The organism is Streptomyces sp. NPDC029836 (genome assembly GCF_055574495.1).
This window is the reverse complement of sequence record NZ_JBVHZI010000009.1, coordinates 280,382-304,257: the sequence shown is the minus strand read 5'-3', so window position 1 is coordinate 304,257 and position 23,876 is coordinate 280,382. Positions and strand designations below refer to the sequence as shown.

23 protein-coding genes and 1 pseudogene are annotated in these 23,876 nt (G+C 72.0%); 12 read left to right on the top strand and 12 right to left on the bottom strand.

Annotation, left to right across the window (positions count from 1 at the left end; genetic code table 11):
- A partial coding sequence (locus ACZ4XJ_RS25900) for an ATP-binding protein (protein ID WP_468497532.1) occupies positions 1 to 1,581 on the top strand: 1,581 nt, incomplete at its 5' end.
- 44 nt (positions 1,582 to 1,625) lie between these two features.
- Positions 1,626 to 4,103 carry a SpoIIE family protein phosphatase gene (locus ACZ4XJ_RS25895; RefSeq protein WP_468497531.1) on the top strand — a complete coding sequence of 826 codons (2,478 nt, stop codon included), beginning with the start codon at positions 1,626 to 1,628 and terminating at the stop codon, positions 4,101 to 4,103.
- A gap of 73 nt (positions 4,104 to 4,176) precedes the next feature.
- Here ACZ4XJ_RS25895 and ACZ4XJ_RS25890 read toward each other — a convergent pair whose 3' ends face one another.
- The 3 genes from ACZ4XJ_RS25890 to ACZ4XJ_RS25880 form a co-directional block, all read right to left on the bottom strand.
- Positions 4,177 to 4,551, bottom strand: a complete 375-nt coding sequence (locus tag ACZ4XJ_RS25890; protein ID WP_362884465.1) for a VOC family protein — start codon at positions 4,549 to 4,551, stop codon at positions 4,177 to 4,179.
- A 410-nt stretch (positions 4,552 to 4,961) separates the two neighbouring features.
- Entirely contained in the window at positions 4,962 to 6,032 is a 1,071-nt protein-coding gene (locus tag ACZ4XJ_RS25885; protein ID WP_468497530.1) for a DUF8094 domain-containing protein, read from the bottom strand.
- 156 nt (positions 6,033 to 6,188) lie between these two features.
- Positions 6,189 to 6,518, bottom strand: coding sequence for a hypothetical protein (locus ACZ4XJ_RS25880; RefSeq protein ID WP_468497529.1), 330 nt, complete (start codon positions 6,516 to 6,518; stop codon positions 6,189 to 6,191).
- 147 nt (positions 6,519 to 6,665) lie between these two features.
- On the opposite strand from ACZ4XJ_RS25880, the gene ACZ4XJ_RS25875 reads away from it, so the two are divergent.
- Positions 6,666 to 7,073, top strand: coding sequence for a PPOX class F420-dependent oxidoreductase (locus ACZ4XJ_RS25875; protein ID WP_362884461.1), 408 nt, complete (start codon positions 6,666 to 6,668; stop codon positions 7,071 to 7,073).
- Positions 7,074 to 7,241: 168 nt separating this feature from the next.
- On the opposite strand, the gene ACZ4XJ_RS25870 is transcribed toward ACZ4XJ_RS25875, so the two are convergent.
- The gene (locus tag ACZ4XJ_RS25870) at positions 7,242 to 7,727 is read right to left on the bottom strand and encodes a hypothetical protein (protein WP_468497528.1); all 486 of its coding nucleotides are present in this window, start codon (positions 7,725 to 7,727) and stop codon (positions 7,242 to 7,244) included.
- A 217-nt stretch (positions 7,728 to 7,944) separates the two neighbouring features.
- Here ACZ4XJ_RS25870 and ACZ4XJ_RS25865 point away from each other — a divergent pair, with 217 nt between their 5' ends.
- Together ACZ4XJ_RS25865 and ACZ4XJ_RS25860 are read left to right on the top strand one after the other, a co-directional pair.
- The gene (locus tag ACZ4XJ_RS25865) at positions 7,945 to 8,844 is read left to right on the top strand and encodes a SigB/SigF/SigG family RNA polymerase sigma factor (protein WP_468497527.1); all 900 of its coding nucleotides are present in this window, start codon (positions 7,945 to 7,947) and stop codon (positions 8,842 to 8,844) included.
- Between the two features lie 420 nt (positions 8,845 to 9,264).
- Entirely contained in the window at positions 9,265 to 9,681 is a 417-nt protein-coding gene (locus ACZ4XJ_RS25860) for a DUF4259 domain-containing protein (protein WP_468497526.1), read from the top strand.
- A gap of 77 nt (positions 9,682 to 9,758) precedes the next feature.
- On the opposite strand, the gene ACZ4XJ_RS25855 is transcribed toward ACZ4XJ_RS25860, so the two are convergent.
- Positions 9,759 to 9,914, bottom strand: a complete 156-nt coding sequence (locus ACZ4XJ_RS25855) for a hypothetical protein (protein WP_468497525.1) — start codon at positions 9,912 to 9,914, stop codon at positions 9,759 to 9,761.
- 937 nt (positions 9,915 to 10,851) lie between these two features.
- Here ACZ4XJ_RS25855 and ACZ4XJ_RS25850 point away from each other — a divergent pair.
- Positions 10,852 to 11,157, top strand: coding sequence for an alpha/beta fold hydrolase (locus ACZ4XJ_RS25850; RefSeq protein ID WP_468497524.1), 306 nt, complete (start codon positions 10,852 to 10,854; stop codon positions 11,155 to 11,157).
- Between the two features lie 144 nt (positions 11,158 to 11,301).
- Here the strand turns inward: ACZ4XJ_RS25850 and ACZ4XJ_RS25845 are convergent, their stop codons facing one another.
- Positions 11,302 to 11,526, bottom strand: coding sequence for a hypothetical protein (locus ACZ4XJ_RS25845; protein WP_362884701.1), 225 nt, complete (start codon positions 11,524 to 11,526; stop codon positions 11,302 to 11,304).
- A 593-nt stretch (positions 11,527 to 12,119) separates the two neighbouring features.
- Between ACZ4XJ_RS25845 and ACZ4XJ_RS25840 the strand changes: the two genes are divergently transcribed.
- On the top strand, positions 12,120 to 12,392 hold the full coding sequence (locus ACZ4XJ_RS25840) for a hypothetical protein (RefSeq protein ID WP_362884699.1): 273 nt from the start codon (positions 12,120 to 12,122) through the stop codon (positions 12,390 to 12,392).
- A 163-nt stretch (positions 12,393 to 12,555) separates the two neighbouring features.
- Here the strand turns inward: ACZ4XJ_RS25840 and ACZ4XJ_RS25835 are convergent, their stop codons facing one another.
- Entirely contained in the window at positions 12,556 to 14,520 is a 1,965-nt protein-coding gene (locus ACZ4XJ_RS25835) for an acyl-CoA dehydrogenase family protein (RefSeq protein WP_362884333.1), read from the bottom strand.
- Positions 14,521 to 14,812: 292 nt separating this feature from the next.
- On the opposite strand from ACZ4XJ_RS25835, the pseudogene ACZ4XJ_RS25830 reads away from it, so the two are divergent.
- The 3 genes and pseudogenes from ACZ4XJ_RS25830 to ACZ4XJ_RS25820 form a co-directional block, all read left to right on the top strand.
- A pseudogene (locus ACZ4XJ_RS25830) lies at positions 14,813 to 14,974 on the top strand (beta/gamma crystallin domain-containing protein); the annotation flags it as partial.
- A 237-nt stretch (positions 14,975 to 15,211) separates the two neighbouring features.
- Positions 15,212 to 15,901: a PepSY domain-containing protein gene (locus ACZ4XJ_RS25825; RefSeq protein ID WP_468497523.1), complete on the top strand. Its 690-nt coding sequence runs from the start codon at positions 15,212 to 15,214 to the stop codon at positions 15,899 to 15,901.
- A gap of 335 nt (positions 15,902 to 16,236) precedes the next feature.
- Positions 16,237 to 17,628, top strand: coding sequence for a mycothione reductase (locus ACZ4XJ_RS25820; RefSeq protein ID WP_468497522.1), 1,392 nt, complete (start codon positions 16,237 to 16,239; stop codon positions 17,626 to 17,628).
- Positions 17,629 to 17,669: 41 nt separating this feature from the next.
- On the opposite strand, the gene ACZ4XJ_RS25815 is transcribed toward ACZ4XJ_RS25820, so the two are convergent.
- The 5 genes from ACZ4XJ_RS25815 to ACZ4XJ_RS25795 all read right to left on the bottom strand — a co-directional run bounded on the left by ACZ4XJ_RS25815 (position 17,670) and on the right by ACZ4XJ_RS25795 (position 22,010).
- Positions 17,670 to 18,425 carry a GbsR/MarR family transcriptional regulator gene (locus ACZ4XJ_RS25815; RefSeq protein WP_468497521.1) on the bottom strand — a complete coding sequence of 252 codons (756 nt, stop codon included), beginning with the start codon at positions 18,423 to 18,425 and terminating at the stop codon, positions 17,670 to 17,672.
- Between the two features lie 236 nt (positions 18,426 to 18,661).
- Positions 18,662 to 19,099, bottom strand: a complete 438-nt coding sequence (locus ACZ4XJ_RS25810; RefSeq protein WP_468497520.1) for an ATP-binding protein — start codon at positions 19,097 to 19,099, stop codon at positions 18,662 to 18,664.
- A 153-nt stretch (positions 19,100 to 19,252) separates the two neighbouring features.
- Positions 19,253 to 19,564 (bottom strand): STAS domain-containing protein, encoded by a 312-nt coding sequence (locus ACZ4XJ_RS25805; protein ID WP_362884328.1) that lies wholly within the window; start codon positions 19,562 to 19,564, stop codon positions 19,253 to 19,255.
- A gap of 265 nt (positions 19,565 to 19,829) precedes the next feature.
- Positions 19,830 to 21,179 (bottom strand): PP2C family protein-serine/threonine phosphatase, encoded by a 1,350-nt coding sequence (locus ACZ4XJ_RS25800; RefSeq protein ID WP_468497519.1) that lies wholly within the window; start codon positions 21,177 to 21,179, stop codon positions 19,830 to 19,832.
- Positions 21,180 to 21,521: 342 nt separating this feature from the next.
- Positions 21,522 to 22,010, bottom strand: a complete 489-nt coding sequence (locus ACZ4XJ_RS25795) for a hypothetical protein (protein WP_468497518.1) — start codon at positions 22,008 to 22,010, stop codon at positions 21,522 to 21,524.
- Between the two features lie 348 nt (positions 22,011 to 22,358).
- Here ACZ4XJ_RS25795 and ACZ4XJ_RS25790 point away from each other — a divergent pair, with 348 nt between their 5' ends.
- The gene (locus ACZ4XJ_RS25790; protein ID WP_468497517.1) at positions 22,359 to 23,051 is read left to right on the top strand and encodes a helix-turn-helix transcriptional regulator; all 693 of its coding nucleotides are present in this window, start codon (positions 22,359 to 22,361) and stop codon (positions 23,049 to 23,051) included.
- Positions 23,052 to 23,083: 32 nt separating this feature from the next.
- Positions 23,084 to 23,584 carry a DUF3291 domain-containing protein gene (locus ACZ4XJ_RS25785; protein WP_468497516.1) on the top strand — a complete coding sequence of 167 codons (501 nt, stop codon included), beginning with the start codon at positions 23,084 to 23,086 and terminating at the stop codon, positions 23,582 to 23,584.
- The last annotated feature ends 292 nt before the right edge of the window (positions 23,585 to 23,876 follow it).

The following is a 23,876-nucleotide window of genomic DNA, read 5'->3' as shown; positions in this document are numbered from 1 at the left end:
GCGGGCATCATCCACTCCGCCGGCTCCGACCTCCTCCAGCTCATCAACGACATCCTCGACCTGTCCAAGGTCGAGGCCGGGAAGATGGACATCAACCCCGAGCGGGTCTCCCTGAAGAAGCTGCTCGACTACGTCGAAGCCTCGTTCAGGCCCCTGACCAGCCAAAAGGGCCTCGACTTCGATATCACCACCGCGACGGGCGTACCGGTGGACCTCCTCACCGACGACGCGCGCCTGCAACAGATCCTGCGCAACCTGCTCTCCAACGCCGTGAAGTTCACCGAACGCGGCCAGGTCCAGGTACGGATCGAACCCGCGTCCCCCGCCGAGATCCCGGCCGAGCTCGCCCAGTCCGGATCCGTGGTGGCCTTCCGGGTCATCGACACCGGCATCGGCATCGCCGAACAGCAGCTGGAAGTCATCTTCGCCGCGTTCCAGCAGGCGGACGGCACCACCAGCCGCAAGTACGGCGGCACCGGCCTCGGCCTGTCCATCACCCGGGAGATCGCCCGCCTCCTCGGCGGCGCGGTGACCGCGCACAGCATCCCGGGCGAAGGCTCCACCTTCACCCTGTACCTCCCCGTCTCGCGCCCCGACCTCGTCGATCGCGAGAGCGCCGCCCCGGCCCTGGAGACGTCCGAAGGCGACCCCGGCGAACCGTCCGGCGACGGCGCCCCGACCGAGGACGCCCGCCACCCCCGCCGCCTGCTGGTGATCGAACAGCGCAGCAACGGCCTCCTGAGCCTCGTCGCCGAGAGCGCCGCCGCCGACCTGACCGCCGGCCGGGCGACCGCGGTCCCCGCCGACCAACCCGTCGTCGTCACCGCCGTCACCGCGGCCGACGCGGCCGGCGTCCTCGCCCAGTCGCCGTTCCACTGCGTGGTCCTCGAACTCGACCCCGACGGCGAGGCCGTGCGCTTCCTCCAGGACCTCGCCGGGGACACGGCCCTCGCCTCCATGCCGGTCCTCGCCCACGACAACCGGCGCATGACGCGCGCGCAGCAGGAGGAGATCACGCTGCGCGCCACCACCCAACCGCTCGAAGTGCTCTCCAGCCTCGACGAACTGCGCGAACGCATCGCCCTGCACCTGTCCGCGGAACGCCCCGGGGACGTCCTGCCCCTCGTGCGCCCCGACACCGACCTTCCCGCGCCCGAGCAGCCCGTCGTGGACACGGGCCTGGCCGGACGCTCCGTCCTCGTCGTCGACGACGACCCCCGCAACCTGTACGCGATCAGCGGGATCCTGGAACTGCACGGCCTCCAGGTCCTCCACGCCGAGAACGGCCGCAAGGGCATCGACACGCTGACCAGCACCCCGGGGATCGACCTGATCCTGATGGACGTGATGATGCCGGAACTGGACGGCTACGCGGCGACCACCGAGATCAGGCGCATGCCCCAGTACGCCGACCTGCCCATCATCTCCGTCACCGCCAAGGCCATGCCCGGCGACCGGGAGAAGAGCCTCGCCTCCGGGGCCAGCGACTACGTCACCAAGCCCGTCGACGCCAACGACCTCATCCTGCGCCTGCGCCGGTGGCTGCCCTCGCAAGGAACCCCGGACGCCCCCCGGGCCTGACCCCCTTCCACCCCGGCCCAGCCCACGGAGAAACCCGACGCACGGTGAACACCACCCCCGGCGAACCCCTCGCCCCCCAGCCGCACCACCCCGACCGGACCGCCACGGACACCGCCGCCCAGGCGGTGCCCGCCGCCCGCACACCCCGGTCACTGCCCGACGACGTACCACCGGCCCTTGCGTCCGGAGCCGAACCGCACGGGACGGGACGCCTCGCCGCCACCGTGGAGCGGCTGCGCCAGGAAGCGCTGGACGCCCAATCGGCGGCCGAGGGCCGAGCCCTGGTCGAGATGGCCAAGGGCATCCTCGTCGGACGCCTGGGATGCGGCCCCACCGAAGCCGCCCGGCAGCTGACCACGCTGGCCGAACAGTCCGGCACCACCGCCCTCGCGCTGGCCGTCGACATCATCAACCAGTCGGCACGCGACCGCGTCAGCGACATCGCACAGCACTTCCTCGACACCGCCGTCGGTCCCCCCGCACCCGACACCACGGCGCCGGCCGTACGGCTGCGCACGGCCGAGAGCAGCGTGCTCGCCGCCGGCGACTCGCAAGCCGTCGCCACCGCCCTGCTGGAGAACGCGCTGCGCCCCCTGGGCGCCCACGGCGTCGCGATCTGGATCGCCGCGGCCGACTCCTCCTTGACCCTGGTCGGCCAGGCCGGCTTCACCCAGGAGGACGCCAACCGCTGGCGCTACGTACCGCCCGAGGTCGCCACCTGCGCCCGCCTCGCGCTGACCAACCGCGACCTCACGGTCGTCACCAGCCTCTCCGAGGCCGGCATCCCCACCATCGGTCGCCGGCCGCACCCCGACGGCGGACGCGTCATGGTCCCCTCCGGCACCGGCGGACGCATCCACGGCGTCCTGGAGATCGCCTGGCCCCAGGCGCTGCCCCCACAGCCGCCGCAGGTCCTGCGCCAGCTGGAGGCCCTGGCCGAGCTGTGCGCCCACACCCTGGAAGAACAGTCGCCCCACCCGGCCGGCACCGCCGACGCCCCCCACCCGGGAGCCGTCGCGGAACTCACCGACCTCACCGACCACCTCCACGACCCCGCCCTCGTCCTCACTCCCGCCCTCGACGACGACGGCCGCCTCGCCGACTTCCGCATCCACCACACCAACAGCCGCTTCGTCGACCCCGCCGGACGGCCCCGCTCCCTCGTCACCGGAGCCCGCTTCCTGGAGGCGTACCCGGCGGCCGGCGAGAACGGCGGCCTCTTCGACAAGCTGGAGCGGACCTACGCGACCGGGGAAGCCTGCCAGGTCCTCAGCACGGCCCTGACCGCGTTCGTCGGTGACGTCCCCCTGACGACCGTCGCCGACGTGGGCATCAGCCGGCACGGCGCGGCGCTCCTGCTCATCTGGAAGATCGAGGACGAGACCGCGCGCCTGGCCAGCCTGCTGCAGCACGCCCAACGGCTCGGCAGGGTGGGCGGCTTCGAGCAGAACATGACCACCGGCAAGACCACCTGGAACGGCCAGCTCTTCACCCTCTTCGGCCTTCCACTCACCGCCTCGCCCGTACCCCTCGAAGAACTCGCCGGCCACGCGCACCCGCACGACGTCAACTCCATCGGCCGGTTCCTGCGCACCCTCCTGCACCGGCAACGCGAGTCGTCCGTCGACTTCCGTCTCCTGCGCCCGGACGGCATCACCCGCCACATCCGCATGGTGGCCGAGCCCGTGCTGAACGACCGCGGCCGGCTCCACGCGATCCGGGGCGCCTGCCAGGACGTCTCCTCCCAGCACTGGACCGAGGTCGCCCTCGCCGCGACGCGCGACCAACTCGCCGACAGCGAAGCCGAATCCGCCGACCGCAACCGACTCGCCCTCCAGCTCCAGCACGCCATCATGCCGCCGGCCCCCGCCCCCCTGGAGGTGCCCGGACTGCGCATCGCCGTCCGCTACCGACCCGCGGAGACCGAGGCGTACGTCGGCGGCGACTGGTACGACTCCGTCGTGCTGCCCGACAACAAGGTGCTCCTCAGCGTCGGCGACGTCGCCGGCCACGGCGTCCGGGCCGCCACCGGCATGGTCGTCCTGCGCAACGCCCTACGGGGCCTCGCCGTCACCGGAGCCGGCCCCGCGCAACTGCTGACCTGGCTCAACAGCGTCGCCTTCCACCTCACCAGCCACCTCACCGCCACCGCCGTCTGCGGCATCTTCGACCCCGAGACCCGCACCCTGCGCTGGGCCCGCGCGGGCCACCTGCCGCCCGTCCTGGTCCGCGGCAACCGGGCCGAGGCCTTCCCCCTCACCGGCGGCATGCTCCTCGGAGCACTGCCCGAGCCGACCTTCGTCGAGGAAGAGGTGCAACTCCAGGCGGACGATGTCCTGCTCATGTACAGCGACGGGCTCGTCGAGCGCCGCGACATCGCCGTCACGGACTCCCTGTCGCAATTGCTCACCGTCGCGTCGCGCAGCGCGGACTCCTTGGAGAAGCGGCTCGACAACATGCTGACCCACACCGCGTCCGACACCGACGACGACACCTGCCTCATCGGAATCGAGGTGCACTGACCGGCCACCGCGCCGGACGGCGCGCCGGGCGGTGGCAGGGACCGCAATGGTCCGAGCCTCGGAGGCCGGGACCTCAGCCGCCGGGGAGGAAGAGGCAGAACGGGTGGCCGTGCGGATCGCGCAGGACGCGTACGTCGTCCTGCGGCTGATGCGCCTCCAACGTCGCGCCCAGCGCGAGGGCGCGCCCGGTCTCCGCCTCCAGATCGTCGACCTGGACGTCCAGGTGCGCCTGCATCTGCTGGGTGCCGGGCCGCGGCGGCCACACCGGGGGAGTGTGGTCGCCCTCCAGCTGGAAACTGAGGCCGGGGCGCTCCCGTTCCGGGGAGCGCAGCCGAACCCAGTGCGGCTCCCGTTCGACTTCCTCCCAGCCCAGCAGGGCGCGGTAGAAGTCGGCCAGGGCGGGCGGATCGGGGGTGCCGATGACGAAGGCACCGAGCATCGTCGTCATGCCCCGACCCTGCCCCCGGAGCCGTCCCCTACGCACCCCCGGGACCGGCTGCATGACGTGCGCACCCCGGTACAGGTCGCTTCCGCCGCCGCGTTGCGGGCCGGGGGGCGGCGCCGAAGGCGGCCCGGCTTCCCCGTGGCGGCGAGGACGCGCTGACCCGCAGCTCCCCGAGGCCCCGGACATCCTTGCGCCACCGTGCGATCCGGGCCCGCTGGAACCGTGCCCAGAACGCGGGAAGGGACGGGTCGGGCGTCCACGGAGCGGGAGCGGTGATGGACCAACGTTCGGGGTCGCGAAACATCGCAGAGTGATCCGTGGCGAAGCGGTCCCGGCCGACATCGGACCGGCGGGACACCCGGCGCCCGGATGTCCCGCACGTCCCGTACCTTCCGCATGCCCCACCGGGTCCGTCAGCCGGTGGACTTGGTCCCTTCGAAGGAGTACGGCAGGTTCGACTCTGCGGCGACGGAGACCTCGCCCGAGGCGCCCGCCGGAACCTTCAGGACGGTCAGGCCCATGATCCGCTGGGTGTACGAGGCCCACGGGATGCCCGTCGTACCGGCCCAGCCGCTGCTGCTGAAGGTCGTCGCACGTCCCGGACCGAGTTCCGTGTACACCTTGCTGACGGCGGTGCAGGCGACCAGCGCCCCACCGTCCGTGGTGCGCCAGACGGGACCGTGCGGGGCGCGGGCGATGTCGACGGCCACATCGAGCTTGCCGCCCTTGCCGAGGTCCTTGCGCATGGCCTTCAGGCCCGCGGCGGAGTCCGTCTTCACGTCGGTGACGTCCTGACTCCACTTGACGCCGCCGGTACCGGTGTCGGTGTGCAGGTAGTCGCCGTACTGTCCGCAGACGTTCGCCGGGTCGGCGGCGAGTCCCGCGACGTCTCCGCCGGTGACCGCCCGGCCGTCGGGTCCGACGGCGACCCCGGGCAGGGCCGTCGCCTTCGGTGCGCGGGCGATGAAGGCCGCGAGCCAGGGCGCACCCGTACGCTGCTGGTGGAAGAGCGACCAGCGCAGCACGGTCTCGCCCTTGGCCTTGCCGCCCGTGCGACCCTCCACCTCGTGGGCGCCGAGGATCCAGCGGTCGCTGCCGTCGTCCTTGCCGGTGCTCCAGATGTGCACGGCGGGGTCCGTCTTCTGCGGGGGTCCGCTCGGGCTCGACGGCCGCTCGGTGCCGTACTTCTTGCCGGTCTCCACGACGGCGAGCTGCTGTTCCAGCAGCGGGCCCTCGGTGACGCCCTTCCAGTACTCGGCGTCGAAGTTGTCGGCCTCGACCTTCGCGCTGAGGTCCCTGACGACGCCGCGCGCCTCCTCCTCGGAGAGCGGGGGCGCCTTGACCGGGGCCGGCGGACCGCTCGTCGCGGGGACGGTCGGCGTCGCCGAAGCCTTGGCGTCCGCCTTCGAAGTCTGCGCGCCACAGCCGGCCGTGGCGGCCACTGCGAGCAGGACGGCCAAAGCCGCGGGTACGGAGCGTCTCATCATCAAATCCTCGGGAAACGGTGCACGGGAACCTGATGATGCCTTACGCCCCGGCGGCCCTCCCGAGGCCCCTGCCCCGTACCTGACCGGGCAGGGCGAACGACGCCCCGCCCGGTCGGCGTCGCCACCACCGCGCGGCGCGCGCCGCGTTGCCCGTCAGGAGGCGGGCGGGGTCCAGTCGGCGGGCAGTCCGGACTGGGCGAGGACGATGGCCAGGCTGTGGTGGTCCTCGTCGGAGGTGATGCGGCACCGGGTCTCGTCGCGGTCGAGAAGGGTGGTCATCGGCACGGCGAACGGCCTGGGCGCGCCCTTGAGCTGACCCGAGTAGACGGGTTCGACGGTGATCCGCGCACCGTCACGGTGGGCGGTGCGCACGGTGACGTGGACGTCGGCGATGGGGCGGTCGGCGCGGGCCTTCCACCCGGAGATCTCCTTGCGCCCCTTGTCCGAGCCGTTCGTGGGCACGTGCGGCGGCATGGCAGCCACGCCGCCCCTTCGGCGGAACACTCGGCCGTCACCCCGGTCCGTCCCTCGCCGCGCCCCCGGGCGCAACTATCCCGTTTGTGGCAGTTTCTGCCAAGCTGGGCGTGCTGTCCGCCCCGTGGGCGGTACCCCTCTGAAAGGAACCCGACTGTGACGGCTGAGCTCTCCGACGACCTGAAGCAGATCATCGACGACACCCCGGTCTTCGCCTCCATCGCCACGATCCAGCCCGACGGCAGCCCGCAGGTGTCCGTCACCTGGCTGGCCCGCGACGGCGAGGACCTGCTGATCTCCACCACCATCGGGCGCCGCAAGGAGAAGAACCTGCGCCGCGACCCGCGGGTGACCGTACTCATCAACCCGCACAACGCCCCCTACACCTACGCCGAGATCCGCGGTACGGCGCGGCTCACCACCGAAGGCGGGCAGGAGCTGATCAACGCGCTCTCCCGCAAGTACACCGGCAAGGACTACGCCGACTTCAACCCCACCTCCGCCGAGGACAGCGAACGCGTCGTCGTCCGCGTCACGCCCCGCAAGGTCGTCGGATCCCTCTGAGCGGGCCGGGAGGGGCCGAGGGGGCGACCGACGTACTGGCCGACGCCGCGGCCCGGCCCACGAGCCGCTCCCCGGCGGCCTCCCGTGCGACGGGTGCCGGCCGCGCCCCCAGGGCCGAACACCGGCTGCCCGTACGCGCTCCGCTTGTCGTTCGACGCTGTCCGGCCGTCAATCCCACGCGTTGAAGAGCAGTCCGCCCAACGTGCTGATCCCGTAGAGGCGGACCTGGCGCCACTCGCCCCGGGTCAACACCGAAGTGTCCACGTCGGCGAGAGGCGTGAGGAGCCGCTCCCCGCTCAGCACCGCGAAGCCCGTGTCGGTGAAGGCGTGGGCCCACGGTGGGGCGGAGCGGAACTCCCGGTGGTACCAGTCCCGGCGCTCCCGCGCGCAGGCGATCCAGGGGTGATGGGCGTGACACAGGATCACGCTCTCGCCGGTGGGATCGACGATCGACGCGGCGTGGAAGGTCCGGGGGTGGTCCCGTTCCTCCACCTCGCCCACCGTGCCTTCGGCGATGTGGGCGGCGGCATGCAACGCGGCGCGGAACGCTCGCAGGTCGACTTCCGGAAGCGGACCGTCCTTCGGTGCGAAGAAGCCCGTCGCACCCCGCGCCAGCGTGAAGCCCGCGTTCCCGTCCCTGACCACGTCGCTCATCCCACCCATCTTGCCCGCTGCGCGGCCCGCTTGGTCGTCCCGTTCGGTTGCCCCGGCTGCTGCGTCCGGAGTGCACGGCAGCCCAACTCGCGAAATGCGTTTCGCGTATTGCTTGACGGGTGTGTGTCCGAGGAGCGATGATCGGTCAGCGGCCACAGGGGCCGCAACGTCGGGGGGGAGTCCTCGGCCACCAGGTCGACAGCATCGGGGATCCGAAATGAACGCTCTGTCCACGCAGTTCGCCACCGCGCCGACCGAGACCGTCGAGGCCGTCGAGACCGTGGTGGAGCCCACCACCGGTTTCCCCGAGCCGCTTCCCCAGATCCTGGATGCCCGAGAGGTCGCCCCGGCCGACGCCCGCGCCCTTTCCAAGACCTTCTTCGAGCGGCTGCGCACCCTGGACGAGGGCACTCACGAGCGTCAGTACGTCCGCAACACGCTGATCGAGATGAACCTGTCCCTGGTCCAGTTCGCGGCCCGCCGGTTCCGCAACCGCACCGACGGTACGGACATCGAGGACATCATCCAGGTCGGCACCATCGGCCTCATCAAGGCCATCGACCGCTTCGACCCCACCCTCGGCAACGAGTTCACGACCCTGGCCCTCCCTTACATCACCGGGGAGATCAAGCGGCACTTCCGCGACACCACCTGGGCCGTGCGCGTCCCGCGTCGCCTGCAGGAGCTGCGCATCGAACTGGCGCGCGGCAAGGAAGACCTGCACGCCGTGCTCGACCGGGCGCCGACGGTCCGTGAGCTGGCGGAGCACCTGGGCCTCAGTGACGACGAGGTGATCGAGGGCCTGGTCGCCGCCAACGGTCACTCCAGCCAGTCCCTCGACAACGAGCAGAACGAATCCTCCGACACCGCCCCGCGCCCCCTGGCCGACGTACTCGGCAGCGAGGACCCCGCGATGGAGCTCTTCGAGGACATCCACAGCCTCGCCCCGCTGCTGCAGAAGCTCGAAGGACGCGAGCGGCTCATCCTGCAGATGCGCTTCGGCCAGGAGATGACGCAGGCGCAGATCGGTGAGCGCCTGGGCATTTCCCAGATGCAGATCTCCCGACTCCTCACCCGGACCCTCACCCGCCTCCGCGAGGGCATGCTCGCCAACTGATCCCCCCCCCGCGCGGGACGCGGCCGGCCGAAGCCGCCACGCCCCACCCGGACCACCGCGAACCCCCGCACGGCATCGCCGCGGCGGCAGCCCCTGGACGAGCACGACGTCCGGGGGCTTCGCGCGCTCTATCTGCCACGCGCCACCCGCCATGCGCTGCCCGCCACGCGTTCGCTGGTGGGCCGGAGCCTGTCGGTGCGCATTCCGTACGCCTCGCCCGGTCCCGGGTGCGGAGCAGGGGCTCGGCCGATGTGAGGCGGTGGCGCGGCGTGAAGGCCGCCGGATCCCGGGAGGACGCTGTTGGGCGCGTGGCGGCCGGTGGCGACGACCGCAACACGGGTGTGGAGGGTACTGCTTGTTTCCTGAGCGCACTGTCGGTGGCCAAGGCGACCATTCCCGGACGCGTACGCAAGGAGAGATATGGGCACCTGGGACATCGGCCCCTTCGACAACGACACGGCCGCCGACTTCGCCGGCGACCTGGACGAGGCGCCCATGGAGCAACGGGAGCCCATGATCCGCAGAGCCCTGGAACGTGCTGTCCACCCCGCGGACCACCTGGTCACTCCGGACGCCGAGCGAGCCGTGGCCGCAGCAGCCCTGGTAGCCGCACAGCACCCCGACGGCGAACCCGCGTGCTCGAACTACGGCCCGTCGGAGCCACTGCCGGTGTTGCCCGCGGACCTTCGGACGCTTGCCATCGACGCCCTGGACCACGTGGTCGCCGAGCGCTCCGACATCGCGGAGCTGTGGGACGAGGCTACGAAGGGACCGAAATGGCGCCGAGACATCGCCCGCCTGATCCCGCCACAGGAGCAAGCCCTCTCCTGGACCTGACCTCCGGATCGGCATCTCCGCGCAGGCCACCCCTCCGCCGGTCGTCGATCAACCAGAAGCCCACCCGGTGGTCACGATCAGGGGCCCAGCCGGTGTCGGACGTACTCCGGTTGGGCCGCACCGAGCTCGATGCGGTTCTCGTCGAGGCCGTTGACGATCCGCAGACAGCCTTGGGTGAAGGCGAACTCGACCGCCACCGTTCCGGCTGCCGGATCACGGTCTGCCGCCGCCACTCAGCAGCGCGACCTCGCGCAGCTCCTGGCCGGCGGCCGTCGAAGTCTCGATCCGTTCCGAGGTTCCATGGCTGCGTCCCTACGCGTGAACCCCGGGCGGCGTTGCGGCGTTTCGCGGGGCCGCCGCTCTTTTGGGACCGGCTTTCCTTCGCAGCTCTCGGGCGGGTGTTCGGTTCGGATTGCGGGGCAGGCGGGCTGTATGACTGATGAAAGCGAAGCTCACGCATCCCGGACGCCCGAACCGGAGCTCCCTGCCCGGGTTCCCGAGAATGACAAGCCCCTCACTCCCGACCTTCCCCCTCGGGGTGTTCAGGCGCCCGAGCTGTGGGACAGCGGGGCCGAGGGTGCCGACGGCTCCCGGGAGGAATCGCAGAACGGAGCCACGGGACCCGCCGAGCCGAAGGACCCCAAGCCGCAGGAGCCGACGGACTGAGGTTCCCACGGGGGGATGCGGGGCGGACTCCGACCATCTGTCGGAGATTCCGCCGCGTGTACTTCGTGCAGCGGGGAACCGAACGCGGCCCGCTCGCCTTGGTCGGCCGTGTGATCAGGGCTGCGGGGCTGCGGGCCGCCGGACCCGGCAAGTGGATTTCCGTGCCGGTGGTGGAACGGGCGGGTGTTGTGCTGACCTGCCCGCATCGAGATGGCAGCGGGTGGGGTTGGCGCATGCGGGCGGGCCGTAGGCGGCTCCACAGGGAGAAGTGGGGCCGCCTACGGTCACCCAGCCGCGGTGGAAGCCCGTCTCCTGAGGCACCACCGTAACCACCCGTGTGTCCCGAAGCGCAGAAGCCAAACGGTCCGACATCCGTAAATCTCCTGTGCGGCGGCCCGGCCCCCGACTTGGCGGCACGGCGTCTTTCATCACTCGATTCATACAGGCGTATTGAACATTCGTCATGTACGACCGTATGATTCTGCCCTCGGCCCCGCCGCCCCCATGCTGGGCGGCGCCCTGCGCCCGCTGCCCGACGGTGGCTGGCGGCTGCCGTTCCATCCGCAGGACACCGTCACGTCCGAGACCGCCGTCCATGGCGACCATTGGGCGCAATGGCTCGCCGCACCGTGCCCGGCCCTGCTTCTGCGGGGCACGTTCAGCCAGGTCCTCAGCGCCAGGCGCGCCGCCGAGATGACCGCCCGCCGCCCCCGTACGACGCACGAGACCCTGGACGCCGACCACTTCCTCCAACTGCGCGACCCCGAGGGGGTCCACGCCGCCGTACGCCGCTTCCTCGCCCGCCTCTGACGGCCGGCCGCACCATCGCTGCTCAACGCCCTGTTCATGAAGGTCTGTTCGCCCACCCCGTCAGTTCGGCCCCGACCGGGTGGGTGGGTGCCGTCCGGTGCGGTCTGCCGGCGGGCCGGGGGAGGGTGGGCGCGGGGGCAGGGGTCAGGTGTCGGCGCTCCAGATCTCCGGACCGCCGCCTTCCCAGCGGATCGGCCCGTCCTCGGAGAGGTCCACGTCCTCGAAGCCGGCGCGGCGCAGGAATTCCGACACGTCGCCGGGTGTGTGGGCGCGCCCGAGGTCGGCATCCACGCCCAGCGCGTGCACGGTCACTTTCCGCCCACCCTTCGGCGACACGGGATGGATCACGATCTCCGTCTGATCGGGCATGCCTCCAGCCTGAGCCCAGCCCGGGCACGCGGCACCTTGAGCCGACCGTCCGCGACCCGCGCGGCCCCATCGGTGGGCCCTGTCGGGTTCTGGCCGCGAGTGGAAGCCGGGCCTGGACGCGGCCCGCTCTTCTGTCGCCCAGAGGGCGACGCGCCTCGTGCCCGGAAGCCGTGGCTCGGACGGGGCCCCGGCCGTCGGTCCCGTCGCGCCCGTCGCGTCGTGTCCCGTGGCGTGCCGCGCAGGCGTGGAGATCGACGAAGCGGGTTTCGTGGTCGTCGACCCCCTGACCGGCGCACGTCGGCTCGTGCGGGGAGGGAGCGAGGCGGGCGCCTCATGGACACGAGGGACGGGCACCGTGAGTTTCCCCGTCGGCCGTCGGCCGCCACCGTCGCCGCCGCCGGTAGGCGCAGGCGCGTTCCGCACGCGCCGGCCGTGCCGTCGACGCGTTCGACAGGGGCTCGGGGAGTCGAGGCTTCCTGATGCGACAAGAGGGCCCAAGTGGCCGCATCGACAATGGACTTCGGGGTATGCGGGAGCCAGGCCGGTCCTCCCCTGAGGCGGCTCTTCGGGTGATCGCTTCGAAGGAGCGGAAGATGACGACGCAGTACGGCAACCAGCCCACCGGACAGCGGACCGACGGCGCCCCGAGCGCGGCGTCGGCCGGCAACGTCCTGAGCATCATCGCGATCGTGCTGGGCGTGATCTCCCTGATCTTCCTGCCGATCGTGTTCGGTGTGATCGGCCTGATCCTCGGCATCGTCGCCAAAGTCGTCCGCCACGAGCGGCTCGCCACGATCGCCATAGTCGTCAGCGCCGTGGGCCTGGTCGGTGGCATGATCCTCGGCGCCGTCGTGGCCAGTTCATGATCTGAGCCGCGCACGGATACGGCCTCGGCCGGTGGCGCCCGCCCCTCCCGCGTACGGGGGCGGACGCCACCGGCCGAGGCCGTATCCGTGCCCGGCCCGCACCAAGACGTCGACCCGGGGCTCCCCTTGAGGCACCCCGGGTCGGCCGCGGTTCAGGCGCGGTTCAGCCGCCCACGAGATCCGGCGACCGCAGCATGGCGGTGGGGATGCCCCACGCGTCGACCAGGTCGACCGCGAGGGGACGGACCTTGCGGCAGAGGTCGTTGACCTCCCGGCTGATCGCCTTGGAACGCTGAATGGTGAGCCGGCCGTGCTCCATGAACCAGGCCCGGTCCGCCTCGATCGTCGACAGGGCGAAGAGATCGCAGAGCAGGGCGAGCGCCTCCTTCTCGCCCCCTTCGGGCAGCGCACGCACCTGGTCGACGAAGGCCTCCGTCACCAGCCGCTCGACGTGCGCGCGGGCGAGCGCGATGACGTGGTCCTGCACCTGCGAGAAGACCGCGCCGGGATCGCCCTGCTGATCGATCCCGCGCTTGATGCGCCGGGCCAGTCCCGCGAGCATGTGCTCCTCGCGGAAGCGGACCATGGCGAGCTGGTACTCCGAGTCGAGCAGGCCGGCTTCCCGGTCCCACTCGTCGCCGCCGGGCAGCAGGTCGCGTACCCGTTCGAGCAGTTTGTGGGCCGACGTGCGCTCGATGACCGTCTCGACGGCCAGGTTGGTGACGTAGCGGACCATGCCGAGCTGGTCGAGGTCCTCGAACTCGCTCGCGTGATCCGTGAGCAGCCCCTTGGCCACGAGCTGGAGGAGGACGTGGTTGTCGCCCTCGAAGGTGGTGAAGACGTCGCTGTCGCCCTTGAGGGCGGCGAACCGGTTGACGGCGAGGTAGCCCGCGCCGCCGCAGGCCTCGCGGCACTCCTGGACGACCCGGGTGGCGTGCCAGGTGCCGAGCGCCTTGATGCCCGCGGCCCGGGATTCGAGCCGGCGCCGCGCCTGCGCGTCGTCCTCGATGTCCGAGAAGACCGCGTGCAGTTGGCCGCGCACGACGTCCTGCGCGGCGTGCAGGGCGTACGTCCGGGCGATCAGGGGCAGCAGGCGGCGCTGGTGCAGGCCGTAGTCGAGGAGCACCTGCTCCTCGGTGTCGGGGGTCGCCTCGAACTGCCGTCGACGTACGGCGTACTTCGTGGCGACGGCCAGGGCGACCTTGGCGACGTTGATCCCGGCGCCGGCCACGCTGACCCGGCCCTGCACCAGGGTGCCGAGCATGGTGAAGAAGCGCCGGTTGGGGTTGTCGATCGCGCTCTCGTAGGTGCCTTCGGGGGTGACGTCGGCGAACCGGTTGAGCAGTGCCTCACGAGGCACCCGCACGCCGTCGAACCAGATGCGGCCGTTGTCCACGCCGTTGAGCCCCATCTTGCGCCCGTCGTCCTCGATCCGGACGCCGGGGGCCGTCGTCCCGTCGACCCGGAGGGGGACGACGAAGGCGTGCACGCCCCGCGACTGGCCGTCCACGTCCAGCTGGGCGAAGACGACGGCCAGTTGGGCGTGCCGGGCCGCGTTGCCGATGTAGTCCTTGCGGGAGGAGTCGTCCGGGGTGGTGATGACGAACTCCCGACTCGCGGCGTCGTACGTCGCGACGGTGCCGAGCGCCTGGACGTTGGAGCCGTGCCCGGTCTCGGTCATCGCGAAGCAGCCCATGAGCTCCCCGGTGATCAGATCCGGCAGGTGGGCCTTGTGGTGGCGCTCGGTGCCCAGATGGAGGATCGCGCCGCCGAAGAGCCCGAACTGCACACCGACCTTCACCAGGACCGACAGGTCTCCGAAGGCCAGCGTCTCGAACGCGGCGATCGAGGCCCCGACGTCGCCGCCCCCACCGTATTCGGCGGGAAAGCCCATGCCGGTCTGGCCCGTCGCGGCCATCTCCACGACGATCTCGCGCACCCGCTCGCGATAGGCGTCGATGCCGAGCTCGTCGGCCTCTTCGAGGACGGAGGCGTACTCCGCCAGATTCGTACGGACGAGGTCGCGGATCCCGGCGTACTCGCCGTCGAGCACCTCGGTCAGCGAGGGAACGTCGATCACGGGCTGCACGTAACCGGCAGCGGGGGAGGATGTGTTCTGAGGCGCCATGCCGCTCCGCTACCCCACCCCGGGACGATCAACCGGGGACGGGCGAGTGGTGGACGCCATGGCGAGTGCCGTGGCGTGCGCCCTTCCCGGGCGGCCATCGACCAGGACGGCGAGGACCGGTCACCACCTGCTCCCCGTCCGATTCCTCCTGGTCCCCGGCTCCGCCTTCGCGATGACCAGGACGTATCCACCGCTCCGGAGTTCGGGCCCGGCGGCCTGGGGGATGTCATCGACGCCGTGCACCGGCCGGATCATCACCTCGACCCGCGCCGGCGCGTTCGGGACCTACAAGGGCCGGACGGGGTTCGGGGGCTGGTGGGTCGACAAGATCTCCACCGGCAACAACGACCTGATCTACTACGACGCCAACGGCGACTCGGTGCGGCTCAACCGGTGGACCGAGATCTCGTTCCCGAACCGTCCGCCCAAGGTCGATTCCATCGAAATCCTGTGACGTCCTGAAGAGCACCCTCGGGGGGCCGGCCGGCCGCTCGGCCCCCCGAGGGCCCTCACCACGCCCGGCCCTGCGCATTCCGCGGCGCGCGTCCGGCTGTTCGACCATTCAGCCATTCAGCCATTCAGCCATTCGGGCGTTCGGCTGTTCGGCTGTTCGGATGTGGTGCGCGGCGTGATCGCGCGGGACGCGGCGCGGCTCCTCACCGGATCGCGGGCCGCCGGTTGAGTGGAACCCATGAAGACTCACATTCGCATCCGCGCACTGGCCGTCTGCCTGGCCATCTCCTCCACGTTGCTGGCCGGAGCCTGCGGCCGCGCCGCTCAGGACCCCGTCGCCGCCGCCCCTCAGGCGCCCACGTCGTCGCAGGCCACCCCGTCCGGCAGCGCGTCCGCGCTGACCGAGGACCAGCGCGAGCGCATGGCCTTGGTGCCCGCGGCGAAGATCTCGTGGAACCAGGCCGCGGACACCGCGGTCGGCAGCGTCCCGCAGGGCAGGATCGTCGAGATCGAGCTGTCCAAGTTCCGCGACCCCGGTACGGCCACCCCCTCGGGCACGCCCAGCCCGGCGGCCTCCGCTCCGGCGGCCGGGGCGCCGGTGTGGGACGTCACCGTCGCGGCCCAGGACGGCACCGTGCACGACATCCAGGTCGACGCGGTCACCGGGGCGGTGACCCGCTCGCGCGTGGAGCCGGGGCAGGACGAGGACGACAAGAGCGAGCTCGCCGAGCAGCTGAAGGCGGCGACCACCACCCTGCAGGACGCGGTACGGACCAGCACCGGCCGCAAGCAGGGCACGGTCACGGCCGTGGAGCTCGACGACGACGTCTGGTCGGTCGACATCGTGACCCCGGACTGGAACAAGACCACGTACGACATCGACGGGGCCAAGGGCACCGTCGTACGCGAGCACGTCGACCGGGACTGACCCCGGCCGAACCCCTGGCCGCCCCCCACCCGACCCCCCCCCACCGGCCCGCCGCTCCGTTCGGACGGTCGGGCGGGGGCGCCGGCCTCCCCGGCCGGTGATGCCTGATAGCAGCGCGCCCCCACGAGTAACCGGGGCCCACGGAAGCCCTACCGGTGGCCGCCGTCAGACGGCGGCCACCACCGCGACCCTCGCCTCGAACGTGGCCCACCTCGCCCGCCGCCTCAAGTACACCGAGCTCCCGCCCTCCTGGTGACCGTCGCGGAGAGGGCGGCCGCGCACGCGGCGGCGTGCCGCTCGCGGATACGGTCGCCGTACGGGGGTACGTTCCGCCGATGCGTACACATGACGTGGTGATCGTAGGGGCGGGCTCCGGCAATGCCGTCGTGGACGACCGGTTCTCCCACTTGGACGTGGCCGTCGTGGAGGAGGGGCCCTTCGGCGGCACCTGTCTGAACCGAGGCTGCATCCCCAGCAAGATGCTCGTGCGCGTCGCCGACCTCGTCGACGCGATCCGTGACGCCGACCGGTTCGGCGTACGGGCACGGCTGAGCGGAGTCCATTGGTCCGCCGTCCGCGAGCGGGTCTTCGGGCGCCTGGACCGTCAGGCCGCCGAAGGGGAACAGGGCCGCCGCGACGCTCCGAACATCGAGGTCCTCAAGGGAAGCGCCCGCTTCACCGGGGACCGTACGCTCACCATCGGGAGCGGCGCGGACGCCGTCACGGTCCGCGCCGAGCAGGTCGTCGTCGCGGTCGGCAGCCGCCCGGCCGTACCCCCGCCGGTACGCGACTCCGGGCTCCCCTACGAGACCTCCGACACGGTGATGCGCCTGGACCGCCCGCCCCGGCACCTGGCGGTGCTCGGCGGCGGCTACATCGCCGCCGAACTCGCGCACGTCTTCCACGCCGCCGGTAGCCGCATCACGGTCATCGAGCAGGAGGACACCCTGCTCTCCGCCCAGGACGAGGCGATCGCCACCGCCTATACGAACATCGCCTCCGACCGGTACGACGTGCGTACGGGCACGGCGCTGACCCGCGTCGAGGGTGAGCCGGGGCGGCTGCGCCTGGTGCTGGACGACGGCACGACCGTCGAGGCGGACACCCTGCTCGTCGCGGTCGGGCGCACCCCCAACAGCGACCGGATCGACGCCGCCAAGGCCGGCATCGACCTCCACGACGACGGCCGAATCGCCGTGGACGCCTTCCAACGGACCAGCGCACCCGGGGTGTTCGCCCTCGGTGATGTGAGCACGCCCTTCCCGCTCAAGCACGTGGCGAACCGGGAGGCCCAGGTGGTGGCGCACAACCTGCTGCACCCCGACGACCAGGTGCGCACGTCCCACGAGGCCGTCCCCGCAGGCGTGTTCACCCACCCGCAGATCGCACAGGTCGGCCGGACCGAGCGGCAGTGCCGGGAAGAGAACCTCGACTACGCGGTCTCCGTACGCCAGTTCTCGGACACCGCCTACGGCTGGGCGCTGGAGGACGGCACCGGCTTCTGCAAGGTGCTCGCGGACCGCCGCACCGGACAACTGCTCGGCGCGCACATCCTCGGCCCGCAGGCCGCGAGCCTGATCCAACCCCTGGTGATCGGCATGGGCTTCGGCATCGACGCGAAGGCGCTCGCGAAGACCCCGCTGTGGATCCATCCCGCGCCCACCGAGGTGGTCTCGAACGCGCTGCTGGACCTTGACCTGGAGCGGGGTGCGGACGCCCGCCGATGAAGTCCCCTCGCCCGGGCGGCCGGTTCCCCGCCTCCGAATCCCTACCCCTGGTCCGACCGCGGGGGCGGGGCGTCACCCGAGGCTCCCTCGGGCTTCGTGTGGAGGATGTCGCGGGCCTGGTCCGCGGCCCGGGCGATGCTCTCGGACACGAAGGTGACGAAGCGGGCGATGTTCTCCAGCCTGATGGCGGCCGGCGTGTCGGGGCCGAGAATGGCAACCCCCTGCCGGGCGACCTCGCCGAGGTGGGCGGTGGCCCGGGCGCTGGCCATCGTCGATTGGTACAGGACGTCGTCGTCGACGACGTACCGCTCGCGGCGGCGTTCGTCGCGTTCCCGGCGGATGAGCCCCTGACTTTCGAGGAACGTGATCGCCTTGGACACGGACGCAGGGCTGATCTGCAGGCGCGCGGCGATCTCGGACGCGGTGAGGCTACCGGCGTCGGTGGTGTAGAGGGTGGCCAGCACTCGGGCCGTCATCCTGGGCAGCCCCGATTGCATGAAGAGGGTCGCGAACACCTCCTCGTACGCGCGCACCGCCTCGGCGTCCCGTCCGTGGGCCTGCGCGGGCGCCTCCGTACCCCGGGGTGCGGGCTGCCTGCGGCGGTGCGCACGGCGTTCGGTCGCGTGGTGGGCCAGGTCGGCGCGGTAGGCGGTGGGGCCGCCGTTGCGCATGACTTCGCGCGTGACCGTCGAGGTGGGGCGGTCGAGTCCTCTGGCGATCTCGGCGTAGGCGAGGCCGTCCGACACTCCCAGCTCGATCTGCCGACGTTCCTGCTGGGTGAGCCTGCCTCCCGGCATCGCGGTCTCCTTGTGTTCGAGGAAGCGCTCAGCCTAGCGTTCGGGATCTAGCCATTGCAACGGGATGGCGTGGGGTTGTTGCGTCCACGGAGGGTCTTTGTCGACCGGTGCCTGTCGTGAGCTGCGAAGTGGATTCTCGGGCACGGTGGCCTGGTTGCCGCAGTGGCGAACGCTACGTAGCTTTCCGTTCGGGGAAATCCGTACGGAGGAGTCGGCGGGTGGGCCGAACCGAGGGGTCAGCCGAGCTTGAGGTCTGCGGTGATCAGCTTGCCGCCGCCGCGCGGTGTGACGGTCAGGTGGGCGGCGAGGCTCTGGACGAGCGGCCAGCCGTAGCCGCCGATCCGGCTGCCCGCGGGCGGGGCGGCGCGGGTGATCGGGGGTTGGGGGTTGTGGTCGGCCACCGAGACCCGTAGCGCGCCCTCGTGGACGTCGGCGTGGAAGGCGGCCAGGCCGCCGCCGTGACGGATGGCGTTGGTGACGAGTTCGGTCGTGACCATCAGGGCGTCCGTAACGGCGCGCGCGTTCCAGGGGAGGCCGGTTCGTTGCAGCAGCGCCGCGACCTGCCGGCGGGCGTCGGCCGCGCTCTCCGGGGGCGGCGCCGCCGGGGTTGCGGGCGAAGTCCTCGTGCGGGTCGTCGGTCCGCCCGGCTCGTCGTTCCCTCGTGACCGTCCCATGTCTCCGCGTCTGCCCGGTACCGAATCGACCACGCGATCCTCGCACACGTCGCCCGTACGGTCACGTGGAGGGCTCTCCGCCGGATCACGGGGTTCACGCGTGCCTTGGGTGCCTCGCGTACCTGGCGTGCCTCGCGTACCGCTCGTGATCGGTCACATCCGGGCCGCCGCGTTCAGGGTGGGGCGGAGGTCGAGCACCTGGTCCGCGCCGGTGATCTCCAAGAGGCGCAGGAGCTGGCTCTGCGGGGCCGCGATGCGCAGCGCCGTGGTGCGGTGGACCTTGATCAGGAGGTTCAGGAAGGAGGAGTCGGCGAAGGTCAGGGCCGAGGCGTCCAGTACGACGGTGCGGTGGGTCGCGGCGGCCGCCGTCAACTGTTCGGCGATCGGTCCCACGGTGTCCGCGTCGTACTCGCCCACGGCGGTGACGATTGCCACGGCGTCGTGCCCTTTGTGCGTGTCTTCCATGGCCACAGCATGCCGGCCCGCGCACGGTCGCGAACAGGGTGTCAGCTATCGGGTACGGGCGGGCCGAACGCGGGCCGCCGGGCCGGGGGAGTCGCCGGGCGTCGGCGGGGCGGATTACCCGGCCGGCCCGGGCGTGTCACGCCGGCCGCCGGTGCGTCCGGCAGGGGCGGTCGTCCGGCGTGGCTCGGCTTCGGGGATCGGGTGTCGACCGGCTTCGGTGACCGCGCGTCGACCCGCTTCGGTGACCGCGCGTCGGCCGGCCCGGTCAGGGCTTCGGCGGGACGCGCAGGGCGAGGAGGGCGGTGTCGTCGCTGGCCCAGCCGTCGTGGTGGCCGGCCAGCACGTCGGCGATCTTCGCGACGGTATCGGCGGCGTCCAGGCCGGTGGTGCGGGCCAACGTACGGGCCAGGTGCTCCTCACCGAACATCTCCCGCGTTCTGCCGGGGGCGTCGGGATCGGGGCGGGCCTCGCAGGCGCCGTCCGTATAGAGGAGCAGCAGGTCGCCGGGGGCGAGGCGGAAACGGACGTCGCTGATCTCGATCTCGGGGAAGACCCCGAGCAGGGAACCCGCCCGGCCGAGCTGCTGTATGCGACCGTCGGCCCGACGGATGAGGGCCGGGGGATGGCCGGCCAGGCACAGGCGGCCCGCGGCGCCGGCTTCGGTCCGGCGGAACGTCGCGTGGACCGCCGTCAGGAAGCGCGGGGCGCGTTGGGCGAGCATCGCGGCGTTCAGTCGGCGCAGGACCTCGGCCGGCGATAGGTGCTCACCGGCGTCGGCGCGCAGGGTGTAGCGGGCCAGGGCGGTGATCTTGGCGGCTTCGGTGCCCTTGCCGCACACGTCCCCCATCACGGCCGTCCACCAGATGCCCCGGGCCTGGAAGAGGTCGTAGAAGTCGCCGACCACGCTCGCGTCCCCGCTGGCGGGGGCGTAGTGCGCGGCGGTGTCCAGTCCGGGTACGGGGCGCAGGGACGGCGGCAGGAGGCTGTCCTGGAGACTGCGGGCCAGATCGCGGGTCGCCGTCAGGGCTGCCTGTGCCTCGTCGAGGGAGGTGCGGAGGTTGATCTCGTTGCCGACCGCGCGGGCCATCGTGGACAGGGAGACGAGCTCGGCGGGCTCCCAGCGCCGGGGCTGTTCGTCGACGACGCACATGCTGCCCAAGACCTCGCCCGCCGGGCCGAGGATCGGGTACCCGGCCCACGCGCCGATCCGCATGGGCGCGACCGAGGGGTGTTCGCGGGTACGCGGGTCGGTGGCGGCGTCCTCCACGATGAAGGGTTCGCCCACCAGATCGACCAGGAAGTAGCAGAAGCTTTCCCGGACGGGGTTCTGCCGCTCCTCGATGGTGGTGGCGTCCACGCCGACGCAGGACTTCCAGAAGGAGCGCCGGTCGTCGACGAGGGTGATGAACGCCCGGGCGGTCCGGGTGAGGGTCGCGGCCATCTGCGCCAGGTCGTCGAAGGCCTCTTCGGGGCCGGTGTCGAGCAGACCGGTCGCCGCGACCGCCTTCAGGCGCCTGGGGTGCGACAGCGCCGACGGCAGCCCGTCCGCACGTACCGAACGCACCGTGCCGGGGAACGCCGTCTGGTCCGTGCGCTTCACTGTGACCTCTGCCATGACCTCTGCCATCGAACTGTCCATCCACCCCGGGCAGCGATCGTCGACCGGCGCCGCCCGGCAAGACTACGACGACAGGGTCGCCCTCGGTGGTCGCCGCCGGTTTCGCTTCCGCCGGTTCCTTCCCCTCCGCCCCCTCCACGCGCGAGGGTCTCCTCGCCGTGTCGAAGCGGTCCCCGCGGGCCTTGCCGCAGCGGACCGGGAGGTGAGCCGGGGCCGTCGGGACGAGGACTGCTGCTGTCGGTCCCGCGAGGTCTTCTGCGGTGGGTGGCCGGGTGGATGCACCTCATTCCCACTCTCCCCGGGGCGGGTCAGGGCAGGGTCGGGTCGCGGCGCGCGGAGCTATGCCGGCGGGCCGGTCAGGTCGGTGATCCGGAGGTCGGGGAGCCGGACCTCGTACCGAACGTCCGAGGTGGTGCCGTCGCCCCAGTTCTGGGTCACGATCACGGTCGCGGCGGTGGGGGAACTGCCGCCGTCGGACACCGTCCACGAGTCGGGGACGTTCTGGGCGCGGAAGACCGGGTCGGCGTCGTGGGCCGCGGCCCACTGGTCGAGCGCGGCGTTGACCGCCGGCGTCAGGTAGCCCTCGCGCACCTCGGCGGGGGCCTCGGGGCCGGACCCCTGGACCGCGCTCCGGTACTTGGTGAGGAAGGTGTCCACCTGCGCCGTCGTGGGAGTGGCCTTCGTGGGAGTGGCCTTCGTGAGGGTGGCGGAGGCGAGGGGAGCCGGGGTCACGGGGAAGGCGGCTGCCCGGGCGCCGGCGGGCAGCAGGGTGAGTGCCAGTGCGGACAGGGTGAGGGCCACGGCGGTGCGGCGCGGGCGCAGGGACATGGGTCGGGCTCCGATCGTGTGGGGTGTGCGATCCCTCACTCTGTCGAAGATCAACTGGTCGGGCCGGGCCCGCCGGGCCGAAGTCACCTGTCCGGCCGGTGGTACGCCACCCGCTCCGGGGCGTCCCGGGCGGCGCCGGGCGTGCGTCCCGGGGCGCCGATCGGAGGGCGCGGGCGGTGCGGGGTACACGGTTCTCCGGAGGTGTCGGCGCAGTACGGAATCCGTACGCGTCGCCGCGCCGCATCCGTACGCTCGCCGCGCGATCGGCCCGCCGCGCAACCGCCCCGGCAGTTCTCGCGCCGCTACCGTCGGTCTATGTCCAACCCGCGTCGTTCTTAGAATGGGCAGGTGGAGGACATCGATGCGATCGCAGTGTTGCAGGACCCGGTGCGGCGCCGCCTGTACGAGTACGTGGTGGGGCAGGGCCGGGAAGTAGGCCGCAACGAGGCCGCCGAGGCGGCCGGGGTGGCGCGTACGCTCGCCGCGCACCACTTGGACAAGCTGGCCGACGTCGGCCTGCTCGACACCGGCAGCCGCCGACTGACGGGCCGCTCGGGACCAGGCGCGGGTCGTCCCGCCAAGGTGTACACCCGGGCGCGGGCCGAACGGTCGGTGTCGCTGCCCGCCCGCGACTACCGCACCGCCGCCGAGTTGCTGGCCGAGGCCGCCGAGGAGGCGGGCCTGGATGACGCGCTCCGTCGGGCCGCGCGCCGACGGGGTGAGGCCCTGCGGGGCGCGATGGCGCCCTGCGCCGACCTCGAAGCGGCGATGGAGGCGCTCGCCGCCCGCGGCTACGAACCGCGCCTGGAGGGCGCCGAGGGCGCCGACGGGCACGCCGGGGAGGTGATCGAACCCGTCGTCCGCATGCGCAACTGCCCCTTCCACGCCGTCGCCGAAAGCTTCCCGCCCCTCGTCTGCGGTATGAACCTGGCGTTGCTGGAGGGGCTGCTCGGTACGGACGGCGCCGTCCGCGCCCGGATGGAGGCCCGGCCGGGAGAGTGTTGCGTGGTGATCGAGGAATCTAAAAACAACATTGATTGACATAGAAATGCCCGCCGTGCTGGGATGAGGTCATGACCGCATCCCGACACGGCCGCGCCGCCCACCTCGCCCAGCTCAACGTCGCCACGCTCCGCCACCCGCTCGACGACCCGCGCATGGCGCCGTTCGTCGAGCTGCTCGACCCGGTCAACTCCGCCGCCGACGGCACCCCCGGGTTCGTGTGGCGGCTCGTGGAGGAAGGGGCGGCCGACGCCACCGAGCTGCGCCCGGCCGGAGAGGACGTCATCGTCAACATGTCCGTGTGGGAGACCCAGGAGGACCTGTGGGACTTCGCCTACCGGAGCGGGCACCTGGAGGCGATGAGGCGTCGCCGCGAATGGTTCGTACGGCACGTCGAGGCACACCTGGTCCTCTGGTGGGTTCCCGCCGGCCACCGTCCGACCGTCGAGGAGGCACTGGAACGGCTGGCGGACCTGCGCGCCCACGGTCCCTCCCCGCGTGCCTTCACCTTCGCCTCCCCGTACACCGCCGACGAGGCGGCCCCGCACCTGAAGTCCATCGGCGCGGTCTGAGCGGACGGCGCTGTCGGGGCACGACGTGGGCGCCGTCGAGCCGTCCGGCTTCGGCATACCGGTCCGCAAGCCGGCATGGGGGAGTCGTGCACCGCCCCCTGACCGGGGTGGAGGAGAACCCGCGGCTCGCGGTTCCAGGCGACCCCCTCCCGGGTCACCCCTCGCGACGCCCGAGGAGCGCAGCCGTCCTCCCACGGCGCGAGGACCAGCCGAAGATCCGTCCCCCTGCGCCATTCCAGGTCGCGCACCTCCCACGGGTACCGCAACGCCGACACGACGTGGCCGGCGCCGA